This is a genomic window from Candidatus Poriferisocius sp., from assembly GCF_965214065.1.
GTDB lineage: Bacteria > Actinomycetota > Acidimicrobiia > Acidimicrobiales > Bin134 > Poriferisocius.
This window is the reverse complement of sequence record NZ_CBDCAT010000024.1, coordinates 35,399-46,218: the sequence shown is the minus strand read 5'-3', so window position 1 is coordinate 46,218 and position 10,820 is coordinate 35,399. Positions and strand designations below refer to the sequence as shown.

General features: G+C 63.3%; 12 protein-coding genes and 1 pseudogene. 2 read left to right on the top strand and 11 right to left on the bottom strand.

Translation table 11 applies throughout. The features are described from left to right. Positions 1 to 57 precede the first annotated feature (57 nt). The 5 genes from ACOOGG_RS02225 to ACOOGG_RS02205 form a co-directional block, all read right to left on the bottom strand. The gene (locus ACOOGG_RS02225) at positions 58 to 1,197 is read right to left on the bottom strand and encodes a hypothetical protein (RefSeq protein ID WP_420431844.1); all 1,140 of its coding nucleotides are present in this window, start codon (positions 1,195 to 1,197) and stop codon (positions 58 to 60) included. A gap of 63 nt (positions 1,198 to 1,260) precedes the next feature. Then, on the bottom strand, positions 1,261 to 1,437 hold the full coding sequence (locus tag ACOOGG_RS02220) for a hypothetical protein (RefSeq protein ID WP_420431842.1): 177 nt from the start codon (positions 1,435 to 1,437) through the stop codon (positions 1,261 to 1,263). A 359-nt stretch (positions 1,438 to 1,796) separates the two neighbouring features. Next, positions 1,797 to 2,039 carry a hypothetical protein gene (locus tag ACOOGG_RS02215; protein WP_420431840.1) on the bottom strand — a complete coding sequence of 81 codons (243 nt, stop codon included), beginning with the start codon at positions 2,037 to 2,039 and terminating at the stop codon, positions 1,797 to 1,799. A 92-nt stretch (positions 2,040 to 2,131) separates the two neighbouring features. After that, the gene (locus ACOOGG_RS02210) at positions 2,132 to 2,359 is read right to left on the bottom strand and encodes a DUF2188 domain-containing protein (RefSeq protein WP_420431838.1); all 228 of its coding nucleotides are present in this window, start codon (positions 2,357 to 2,359) and stop codon (positions 2,132 to 2,134) included. Between the two features lie 225 nt (positions 2,360 to 2,584). Beyond that, positions 2,585 to 3,982, bottom strand: coding sequence for a KAP family P-loop NTPase fold protein (locus ACOOGG_RS02205; protein ID WP_420431836.1), 1,398 nt, complete (start codon positions 3,980 to 3,982; stop codon positions 2,585 to 2,587). Positions 3,983 to 4,466: 484 nt separating this feature from the next. Here ACOOGG_RS02205 and ACOOGG_RS02200 point away from each other — a divergent pair, with 484 nt between their 5' ends. Further along, complete coding sequence (locus ACOOGG_RS02200) at positions 4,467 to 4,826, top strand: hypothetical protein (protein ID WP_420431834.1); 360 nt, start codon at positions 4,467 to 4,469, stop codon at positions 4,824 to 4,826. Positions 4,827 to 5,050: 224 nt separating this feature from the next. Here ACOOGG_RS02200 and ACOOGG_RS02195 read toward each other — a convergent pair whose 3' ends face one another. Beyond that, on the bottom strand, positions 5,051 to 6,046 hold the full coding sequence (locus ACOOGG_RS02195; protein ID WP_420431832.1) for an HNH endonuclease: 996 nt from the start codon (positions 6,044 to 6,046) through the stop codon (positions 5,051 to 5,053). Between the two features lie 201 nt (positions 6,047 to 6,247). On the opposite strand from ACOOGG_RS02195, the gene ACOOGG_RS02190 reads away from it, so the two are divergent. Continuing rightward, entirely contained in the window at positions 6,248 to 6,637 is a 390-nt protein-coding gene (locus ACOOGG_RS02190) for a hypothetical protein (protein WP_420431830.1), read from the top strand. Between the two features lie 169 nt (positions 6,638 to 6,806). Here ACOOGG_RS02190 and ACOOGG_RS02185 read toward each other — a convergent pair whose 3' ends face one another. The 5 genes and pseudogenes from ACOOGG_RS02185 to ACOOGG_RS02165 all read right to left on the bottom strand — a co-directional run bounded on the left by ACOOGG_RS02185 (position 6,807) and on the right by ACOOGG_RS02165 (position 10,793). Beyond that, on the bottom strand, positions 6,807 to 7,220 hold the full coding sequence (locus ACOOGG_RS02185) for a 3'-5' exonuclease (protein WP_420431828.1): 414 nt from the start codon (positions 7,218 to 7,220) through the stop codon (positions 6,807 to 6,809). Then, on the bottom strand, positions 7,169 to 8,467 hold the full coding sequence (locus ACOOGG_RS02180; RefSeq protein WP_420431826.1) for a UvrD-helicase domain-containing protein: 1,299 nt from the start codon (positions 8,465 to 8,467) through the stop codon (positions 7,169 to 7,171). Before ACOOGG_RS02180 ends, ACOOGG_RS02185 begins: the two co-directional genes overlap by 52 nt. Before the next feature lie 140 nt (positions 8,468 to 8,607). Further along, positions 8,608 to 8,820: pseudogene (locus ACOOGG_RS02175) on the bottom strand (UvrD-helicase domain-containing protein); the annotation flags it as partial. 1,037 nt (positions 8,821 to 9,857) lie between these two features. Further along, positions 9,858 to 10,274, bottom strand: a complete 417-nt coding sequence (locus ACOOGG_RS02170; RefSeq protein ID WP_420431824.1) for a hypothetical protein — start codon at positions 10,272 to 10,274, stop codon at positions 9,858 to 9,860. A gap of 102 nt (positions 10,275 to 10,376) precedes the next feature. Beyond that, a complete protein-coding gene (locus ACOOGG_RS02165) occupies positions 10,377 to 10,793 on the bottom strand; it encodes a hypothetical protein (protein WP_420431822.1) in 417 nt (138 codons plus the stop codon). Positions 10,794 to 10,820 lie beyond the last annotated feature (27 nt).

Genomic DNA, 10,820 nt, shown 5'->3' with positions numbered 1-10,820 from the left:
ACTGGGACAGACCAGCACAGGCCACTATCAGCCAGCGATAACCACCCGACTGGAAGGCTAGGAGGTACAGCCCCACCCGTCCCCGTCCCGGTCCAGCCGGTACGGGTCCACTCCGGCGACGAGCACCTGCACTGGTTTCTGGTCTGAGGTGAGATCACCGCAGTTCAGAGCGTCACCAGCAAGGTCGGGAAGGCATGGGCTGTAGGCGGGGTGGCAGTCGGAGTCGCCTGTTGTGTCGGCCTGGGTCGAGGGAGTCGGCCCGGGCGTGGGCTGAGTGTCGACTGGGCCAGAAGGCTGCGTAGCCCCGTCGGCGGGACAGCCGTCTAGCACCTGGGTGAGCGCGTTCTTCTCGGCCTGGTCAACTGACAGGGAGTAGGCGGCTTTGACCTCGACTGTCTTCCTGGCCAGATAGCACAGCCCCTGGGCGGTTGTCTCCACCCCTTTGCACACCCCGCTGCCGATCCGACCTGACCATTCGGCTATGTCCCGCGCTCCTTTGGATCGGTTGACGCAATCACGGCTAGGCACGAGGTTCAAAGCGTCGTTGCCGAACGCCTGGCGGCGGGCGACTTCCCATTTCCATGCCCCGGACTCGTGTGCCTCTTGCGCAGCTACGATGTGGTCTACGTCACAGGTAGACGGGTCGAAGCCGATGCCGGTGTAGGGATCGATGCCAGAGTCGTTGCAGAGGTAGCCCCGATCATGGTCGAAGTCGGCTCGCACATATCCCGACCCTGTGTACTCGGCTTCGACGGTGAGGCTGTTGAGCACGTCGATCACCGTGGTGCTAGTGCTGCCCTCCCCTGTCGATTGGTCGCTTTCACCGTCGTCTGCGGCGCAACCTCCGGGCACGAGCTGGGTGTCAACGTCGAACTGGCATCGGTAGACGTTCAGCAGGGCTTCTTGGTTCTGGATCAGTCGGTCCCGCACGTCGATGTCGTTCTGTGTGGGGTTCGCAGGGGCAGGACCAGGCTCGATCACATCAGGGGTCGGGCACCCGCTTGGAACCACATCGGTTTCCACGCCGAACAGGCAGCGGTAGGTGTTCAACAGGTTCTCCTGGTCCGCAATCAGCTGATCCCTCACTTCAAAATCGCTTTGGGTCTGCGCCGACACAACTGGCCCAAGCAGCACAGCGATCAACGCGATCACACCAGCGAGCAAGGTAAAGGAGCGGAAACTCAGGATGGCTCGCATGAGAGGCAGGCTACTTGGGGCGCTGATTTGGCCACAGGGGCGGCGGAGCAGGAGGACAAGTGTTCAATCCAGATGCCTCTTGACTGCCACCTTGCTCCCACTACCAGCCCAGTGCTGGACATTGTGCTCGTTGAAGGTGACGACGTAGTGGTCGTTTCCTTCTGGTTCGATGGCTTGGACGACGTTGTTGGATCCCCCTAGACCAAGGATGTCGCCTACCTTGAGGTCCCGGATCAACACCTGTTGCACAAATTCTTAGGAGCATCTCCTGCTTGCTGCTGTCCAACCTTCCGTACATCAGGTCGATGGCTTCGATGGTGGTCTCACAGTCCTTCTTGAAGGCCGCTCTGCACACCTTCAACATCCTTGAAAGGGGAGGGCACACCACTCTCCAGTCCGTCGTGCCCACTGACGTATCTGGAGAAGAGGCAAGCCCGTCTGACCGGACTGGGGTCTGTTCTGAGAAGAAGCCAGAAACCCAGAAACGGAGCCGTATCCGGTTTTCCCGCATGTACTTGCCGATGCCGACAAGGACAACCGAAAGCAGAGAACCGACAGCAGCCGCGGTGGCAGCAACAACGAAGCTCATCGGACCCTACTCATGGGATGGCTTCGAGCCGTTCCCACATCCGCTCCTTGTATGTCCTCTCGTCGTGCGCGGATATGCCTTCTTCGACAATCTGCGACAGATAGCGGCGTGCTGCCGGGGACTCATCGCACATGGCTATGGCGGCGAGGGTGTGGTTCAGGGAGCGGATTTCTCTTGACATCTCACGGGAGAGCTGGCGTAGAGCCCGGTCCCGGTCAGCACCCGACAGCCCGATCCGCATAACAATTTGCATCACCGCACCTGAAAGGCGCTTCGCCGCCCTCCTCCCAAAGAGCTTCGGACCTATGGCGCTAGCTGCTGCGCTTGCTAGTGGGTCCGACATCGTTAGCCCTTCGGCGGGTGCGGGTCGTTGCCGTAGCTGTTCCGCTCGCCGATTGTGCCGTCTATTTTGTGGATGAGGTGTTCGGTGTTTTCCCGCCTGGCGGTGTTGCGCCCCGCCTGTTGGGCTTGCTTCTTGGTGGGAAATTTTCTGCTGACCCGTTCCGACCCTTCGCGCCGGTTGGCCCACTGGTCGCCGTGCAGGACTGTGTGTGCCGGGGGTTTCTTGCTCATCGCGGTCTCCTCTCTTGCCTGCCGGTGTTCTGAGGGCAGGCGGCTAGCTGGCAAACATCACAATTTTAGTGAGCGGGTTCGACAACTCGGACCTTCTTTGATCCGCTATGAAGAAATCCAAAGCCGGTCGGGCAGCAGCCCATGAGGCATGGATCTCGGGGCGGTCATTGGCCTGGGTATCGGCAGCAGTCACGTTCAGATCAACAAGCCATTTGCAATCTCGAATCAGGCTCGCAAATGAATGTTCGGCCAATCGTTGGCCATCTCGACTGCTGCCAACACCTGGCGGGACATCCCGGCCCGGAGGTGCCCCCGGACACTGTCCACGAACCTGCAATAGTCTTCGTAGCCCCCCGCGCCTCTTTGAAGGCCATAGCGGCCTGCAACCTCCTGGTACTGGTCTTCGGTGATTGCGGGTGTGCCGAGCGCATCTCCGAGAACGTCCAAATAGGCTGCTACCGCGCGGGCCACAATAGGCAGATCCCTGTCGTCGGCGGGGAGCCGGTTACGCAAGCCCAGCATGACCTCGGAGGCACTCTTCTTGCCTTCCATGAACTCCCGGTAGAGCTTTTCGTCTAGCTGGCTCAAGACCAGCAGTGCCAAGGCCACAAGCAAGAGCTGGGTGAGGTTCCCTTGGTCGCTGGTGTTCAATCCCGTTTTCTGACCGAAACCAACCGCTGCCGTCAGCTGAAGGGCCTGGCCCACACGTTGAAGGTCCCTGAGGGAGCCACGGGAGGCCATTGCGGGGATGCTCAATAAGTAGTCGATGAAGTCGGCGCTCCCTGCCGATTCCACATCATCCCCGAAGTGGCCTCGCAACAGGCGGATCAGCGGCAGGAGTCCATCGGTTTCAATAGCCCCATCAAGGGTCATCCTCAGAGAGAAGAACCGCTGCAAGTACCGCTTGGAACCGTATGCACTTCCATAGACAGCTTCCAGCCCCCTTGCCGTCTGCTCCAGGTTGATCGCCAGCACTACAACCACCCCCGGCACTGCCAGCAAGTTGTGGACGGCCCCCAGGTATTCGACTACCTGCTGGGGCAAACAGCGATCCATCTCGTCGACCAGCACCAACAGCGGGCCGTCTGCTCTGGCTGCTTCCTGTTCCAGGGCCTCTTTGAATCCACGAACACAATCGCGGTACTCAGGTAGACCGTTTGGGAATGCTTGGTTCTGGGCAATCATCTCTGCCGCCTCAGATACAACGTCCCCGACCTTGAACGGCAGGCTCTTTCCAGCAGCCACACCAATGACCTTCGCTGCCTCAATGATCTTGGTAAGTCGGTCCCCTTCCACCACTTCGGCCAGCGCCGAAGCAAGATTGAACACGGGGTCCGTGGTGTAGCTCTCGGTCCAGGCGTTGAACTCGGCAACCCGGACTTCCTGCTGCTCTAGGTATGCCCTGCACATCCTCAGGAACGCTGTCTTGCCAGTTCCCCACTCCCCATCGACGGCGATGACTACATGGTCGGAAACCGATCTGGCGAAATCGCACAGCAGCTTCACCCGCGGCCCGCGGCCCAACAAGTCACCGGCAAAGGGGTTGTCTTTGTCTGCGACAAACTCGGGAACAGCTATCCTGACTCCCTCATCCACCTTCTCCTGCTCTTGCTGCTTGGACATCAGACTCCTTGCCCGTCGTCGGATTTCACCTCTCGCCTGCCAGTGATCCGGCTATAGGCGGCTAGCAGTTCCGCGGCGAGTGTATTGGCGCGCGGTGACAGTTTGAGGCGATGCCGCGGAGGGCCAGTCAGGACGGCTGTGGCTTGGCGAGAAGCGTGTTCAAGGGGTGGGCGAGTGTCGGCCGGCCGGGTCGGACTTGGCTTCTTGGGTGGTGGCACTCCGCCACACCTGAGCAAGCGTCTGCGCCTATTGCCGGAGGTGCTGTCTCCCGGAGTGGCGGCCTTGTTTCGCTTTCCTGCCGCCGCCGGACACATGGAACGACCCTGACTGCCCGGAGCCACTGCCCCCGAACCGGGAGGCCCCTGTCACCAGGGTAGGCACAATCTCGTTCTATGGAGGCCAGTCCTTCCCCGAGAACGACCACACTCTCACCGGCGCAGCGGCCATCGCCGACTTGCGGGCGAAGATCATCAGCCTTCCCCCGGTGGACTGCATCACCATCGCCAACGCCGTCGTCTTCGTTCCCTACAGCGGCCTGTGGGCGCTCGACTTCGATATGCCCGTCGGGAACTGTGCCATGCCGGACAGCCCCCCTGTGTGGGCCAACACGCCGGGGGCAGCGCCCTATTCGCTGGCCAGCAGCTATGAACCGTGCACCATTCCGGCGCTGACGTTTTCGGGCTCGGCCGTCACCAAATGCAGGATGCTCGTAGGCTCGAATGAAACGATCAGCGCAAAACACTACGGCGGCTACTCAAGACATTTCTCATGGCCGACGGACTTCCACCTGGTGCAGCCGCCCTGGTGGCCGAAAAACAACGGCGACTTCTGGTATCAGGTCTGACCACAGCGGCCAGCAGCCCCCACAGAAGCCAACCCTGGTGGGGACAGGCGCCAGAAACCTAGGTCAAGTCGGCGGCCATCACACGGCGGACCTGCTTCGGCGGGGGGCTTGACGCGGATTGGGAGAATGCGACTGGGCAAGTCTGCTCCTTCTTGGAGAGACCGTGAGGACAACGGCTCCTTTACCCGTTCGGAACCATCACCGGCAGGCTGTTTTGGTGGTTGTCACCCTTTGTCGGTTTGTTTCTTCGTATGTCGTGTCTCTCTCAGGGTTTCGACGGTGCATGGCTTGTCTTCGTGGCGGTGGAGCATGGCGTGGCAGTTCGGGCACACGGGCACGAGGTCTTCTTTCGGGTCCACCTTGTACTCGCCGTCTTTGGCTGCTCGGGCCACCGGGGTCTTGTGGTGGACATGGATGAAGCCGTTTGCGAAGTCCCCGTATTCCTCTCCGAAGTCGATGCCGCAGACTCGGCACTTCGCGCCATGATGCTTGACGCAAATCCGGCGGGCTTCCGGGTCCCTCTCGTACACGACGACTGGGACCTTCTTGGTGGCCCCTTCTACGAATCTGCCGTCCTCGTCGAATGCACCGGCCTCGTCGCCGGATAGGGCGGAAAACTGATGGTTGCCTGGGTCATGTTCAATCTCTTGGGTATCATCTGATGCAGCATCAAAATGTTCGTCGGCTAACTCCTGGATTATGCGGGTTGCTTCGCTAGACCTCGGCATGGAGACGGTCTGACGTGAGTACACGATTGAGTTTTGCAGGTCTTCGGGTGCAGCAGACTTGGGGACACTTGATGCCAGCCACCGGACAGATCGGTGGTGATGGCCACCTACGGGTTGGGATGGGTCGAAGGCTGCTGCGCTAGTCACTCGGCCGATAGCGATCCAGTCCTCGGCGGTGCCGTGGTTCTTCAACGGCAGGACCACGAGGTCGCCCACGCTGATTTCGTGGTAGAAGCGCCAAACCTGATCGCGGGAGCTTCCTCTTTCGCTGGGTGGTTCGTGCTGGAAGTCCCGCTCTATGTACTCCCCATAGGCGTTCCTGTCCGCAAACGATGAGAGGTCAGGGGCATCCCACTCGTCCCAACCGATACTCGCCACACCGTGTTGGAGGTTGTGTGCAACCTGTTCTCCCTTACGGCCAGCGCGCACAACCCAAGCCCTCAACTCTGAAGGCCCCTCCCGGTCGTTGGCAGTGTCGGGATTATCAGCCATGTTGTGCCCCCTGTGAGATAGCGACCCCCAGTTTGCCGGTCAGCGCCCACGGGTCGCACGGTTGCGGCTTTTGGCTCGGGCGGTTGTCCGGTTTGCGGGGGGATGTCTGCTGCGGCCCATGATGCTGTTTGATGCGCTGCTGCTGGGATAGCCGCAGGTATCTTCCGAAGTTGGCTGTTGGGGAGCGGAGGAGGGGTTCGCATGGATGGTGAGCCGGTGCCTGTGGGTGGGCGAGTGTCCACCGGCGAGGGTTTGGTCGGCCAGCTGATCGCCACGCGCACAGTGCTGTGGGATGCGGTGAGGATGCTGAGCGACGAGCAGGCAGACGAGTTGCAGACCAGTAAAACGGAATTGGCCGGAAGGCTGAGAGAGCTTTGGGCCGACGGTCCCACGGACCATCAGCAGGCGATGGTGGACGAGTACGAGATGATCGCCTTGCGGCTTCGGCACCGATTCGACTTCGTTGAGGACAGCCCGGGAGATGGCGGCGAGTTCCGCGTCATGTGCCTCCGATGCGAGACGCTCCCCGTCTTGGGTTCGGTGTGCCCAACATGTGAGACCGGGAAGTGGCTCCACGTCGTTAGCTCCTGAGTTCTAATCGAAAAAACCGGGCACTTCTGCACGATATCGGCAGCCAGCCCGACAATACCGGCACTTTCCCACCAGCCGCGGCCCAGCCGACAGAGGTCGGAGCTCGCGAATTGCAGTACCACCACAGGATCTTCCCGGAGCCGCCCGCCCGGTGTTCCCCTGGTTGAGGTCATCGCCTGGTCCTACGGCTGCGGCTCCCGTCCTGTCGAGGCTTTTTCTGGCCGGTTGGGACAGGCCAGCTGGTGCCCGGGTGGGTCGGCTGCACGCGTTCTGATACTGGGGCGGCCGTCGTTGGCTGTTTTCCGGGGGTGCGGCGCGAGCCGGCGGGGGCAGGCGGCCCGGCGGGGCCCGGTGTGCGGGTCTTGCGAGCGGGAGAGCGAGTTTCGGCGGGGTAAGGGGAGGAGTCTTCGCCGCAGATGACGGTGACCGATTCGGAGCAGCGGGTGATCGCCACGTGGAACACTCTCCTTTCTTCTTCGAGGTCTTCGGCGAGGATGTGGGGCATGAGCCCTTCTGTGGCGTCGTAGACGATCACATGGGGCCATTCGAGCCCTTTGACCTTGTGTACGGTTGCCAGCCGCACCCCTCCCGGTGTGTTCTCGGCCGGTTCTGAGAGATGTTGCGTGAGCCAGTGGGCGAACCCGGCGGGCCGGGGGTGTAGGCCGGCGACGGAGATGAGGGCGCGAAGGTCGTCGCCGTGTGATGGGCGGTTCGCTGTGTGGCGGGAAGCGTCGAGCCGTTCTTCGAGCGCTTCGCCCAGGCCGATGTCGTCGCGGACCGCTTCGAGCAGCCGGGCGGTTGTGGTGGCGGGTCTGGCGGCGAGGTGGCGGAGGGCGGAGATGTCGCCGGCCAGCTTGTTGATCTTGTAGGCCGCTTCGGGGTTGTCGAGATGTTCGGCCAGCTCGCGGAGCTGTTCCGCTGTGCGCTGCTGGGCCGCCATTCGGACCAGATCGGGCGGGATGCTCCGCGGGGGCGGCGGGCGATGATCTCCATGGTGTCCGGTCCGACCCTGTCGGCTGCGGTGGCCGCTTCGACCCAGGCGAGAGCGGCGGCCACTCCGTTGCGGGACAGGAATGGGGGGCCCACGGGCCGGTCCGAGGGGACTCCCATGTCAGCCAGGGCGAGCTGGGGTGCGAGCAGGGTGCTGTTGACCCGGCTGAGGACGGCGATGTCGCCTGGCTGGGCGCCCCGGCCCAGCAGACGCTCGATGTGGGGTCTCACCTGCAAGGCCGGGTCTTCGGCGGTCTTTGCGCGGATGGCGGGGCCGTCGGGGCTGTTGCGGGGACGCTGCTCGAGTCCGGGGCGGGCCGCTATCCGCTTGTCGAGGCGGTCGGCGTTGTGCGACAGGAGGCTCACGGCCGCGTCCACGACTTCTGGGGGGCATCGGTAGTTGACGTGCAGGTCGTGGCGGGCGGCGCGGGGGAAGTATTGGTCGTAGTCGATGAGCCACCGGGGCGACGCCCCCGAATACCCGTAGATTGTCTGGTCGTCGTCGCCGACGGCGAACACGTCGGCCCGAGGCCCGGCGAGGAGACGGACCAGCAGCAGATGGGCGGGCGTGAGGTCTTGGAACTCGTCGACGAGCATCACCGAGCACACTCGGCGGGCTGCAAGGCGGGCGTGCGGGTCAGCGAGCAGTACCTCTATCGCCCGGATTATCTGATGGTCGAAATCGACGAGGCCCCGCTCGCCGAGGAGGTCGGCATATGCCGCGGCGACCGCGGCGAACCCGTCGGCATCGGGGTCGTATTCAGCTTCAACCGAGGACGGGTCGCGCAGCCCGAGGCGAGTAGCGGCGAGGGCGTCGATGTAGGGGCCGATTCGGTCCACCATCGCCCTGTGGGGCGCCGGGGGCACAAGGCCGTCCAGCAGATCCCGCACTTCGCGTTCCGCAGCCGTTCTGACCCTCTCGAATCCGCGGGGGCGGGCGAACGGCCCCACCCGTTGCAGATGGCCAGCCCCAGGCTGTTGAGCGTCCGCACCTGCAAGCCGCCCACATCGGAGAGCCTGTCTTGCATCTCCTCCTGTGCCCGCTTGTTGTAGGCCACCAGACACACCGCCTTCGGGTCGACGCCGAGGCCGCGCACCAAGTGGCGGGCCCTCTCGGTCAGGACCCGTGTCTTGCCGGACCCGGCCGGAGCGACGATGCGAGCGCCGCCGCCGATATGGGCGACCGCAGCCATCTGGTCTGCGGCCAGCTCGGCCTCGGGATCTGACGGGAAGATCGGGACGAGGCTGCCGACGGCGAGGTTCGCCGCGGGCACCACCCCGACCCGCCCGTCGCCAGCCTCGTCTTGGCCGGCCTGTAGGTCTTCGGCTGCGAACGGCGCGAGCGGGCCTCCGTCGCACCAAATGGGCCAGCCGGACGGCGACACAGCGTCCCCCGGGTTTTCGGGAGGCGACCGGCGGGCGCCGAGGTGGACCGCCTGCACCAGCGGGGCGAACCTGGGATCGGCGGCATTGCGGGCGTCGACGGCGTTCGACTCGGCCAGGAACCGCAGCGACTCGCCGCCGATATTGAATTTCGCGTCGAGCTCCCACCAGCGGAGGTTCCTCGACCAGTCGGAGTCGGGCAGGCCGCCGCCTTCGGCGACCTCGATGACAAACGGCTCCCGAGCAGCCCAGGCGTCCCGCAACTTTGGGCCGGACGACATCTCCAACCCGGACCCTGCGGCACCCATCCCACCCCTCTGGTGCGGGCTGGCCGGCCCAGACGATGACGCTTCGGCCCAGGCAGGCAGGGCCCCGCAGATCGCCGGCCGTCGGCCTGCCTGCCGGGCTCGCTGCGCTGTGCGTCACGGGCGATGAAACATACCAGCGGCCTATGACAACTCTCGGTCAGGCCGCGCACGACCCCGCACTCGTTGCCGCTGAGCGTCGATACCGACTAAAGGATCGCAGGCCCTGCCATCGCCGCCCTAGTCGAGCCGAAGCGGGCCGACCCCTCGTGCAAGAACGGCCGAAAGCCTTTCGTCGGCGGTGGGATCGCCGTAGTTGAGACCGTCGCTGGTATGTCCTGCCAGGGGGTGCGGGGAGCGCAGATGCCTTCCCTCCTTCCGTCAGCTGGCAACTCCAGCCGGGCTGGCTAACGCCAGAAGCCCCCGTAGAGCAGATCCCCGGCGACCTGGACCAAAGTGCGGAAGGACTCCCATGATCTTCCTGCGATTTGGATCAGATCAGCCGGGTTGCAGCGACCCGGAGTGTTGAGACGCTCCTGGCGCTAGAAGCTCCAGTCGATGAGGGTTCCAGTCGAGACTTCTACGATCGCCCAGCCGATCCAGCTCAAATCCCCATTCATTGATCTGAGCTGGGAAGGCGGGACGCTGGAGTCGGCGATTCGCGCAAGTCGCAAGTCTGCGCTGTCGGGGTCTTCGAAGCCGGCACTCCGTAACGCGCCCTCGCGTTCGTCCCAGTGGTCCTCGAATATCTTTTCGATGCGGCGTATCTCGGTCAGCAACCTCATGGCCTGGGATTTGCACTTGAGGTTGGAGCCATAAGCCATAAGGCCGCCCCCTGGCGGCGCGATCACCTTGTCGCCGACTTGTGTGGCGACGTTCGTGTTCTTGCTGCGCAGCACTTTTCTCTGCTCGTCGGTGAGCGTGCTTCCTTTGACGCCGGGCGCGGTGTAGCGCTCCAACGCTTCGGGCCAATTCGAGTCGATGATGTTCAGCAGGTCGACATCGCACCAGCCGAAATCGCAGGGATCGCTGTCGTTTGGGTGCTTCCTGACGTCGAGGAATTACGCGTCGAGGGGTTGGACGAACACGAACAGCAAGTCGCCTGTGCGCCGCACATGCCGTTCGCTAAGGGCGGATTTTGCTCCGAGATGGAAATGATGGATGCCGAAATCGCTCGGCAGCCTGTCTTTGAAACCGGCGTCGGCCGCCTTCCTGCTAAGGAACTCTGCGAGGTCGCCTCCCGCTTCGAAGCGGCTCTTGATGGCCTCGATCGCGGTCCCATAGCGGCCGTCTAGCGTCCCCAGTGCGGCGCGGAGCTCAGCCGAGAAATGCACACGGCGCGGGCCCGGCACGATCACCTTGTCGAAGTGATAGAGATACCGCTCCAGCAGGTCCGCAGGACTTGGCGACTCGCCTCGTTCGTGCCGGATGCCCTCCTTGTCGAAATACTGCTCGATCTCATCAGCCAGATCGCTCACGAAATCGGGGCGACGCGCCAATGCAGC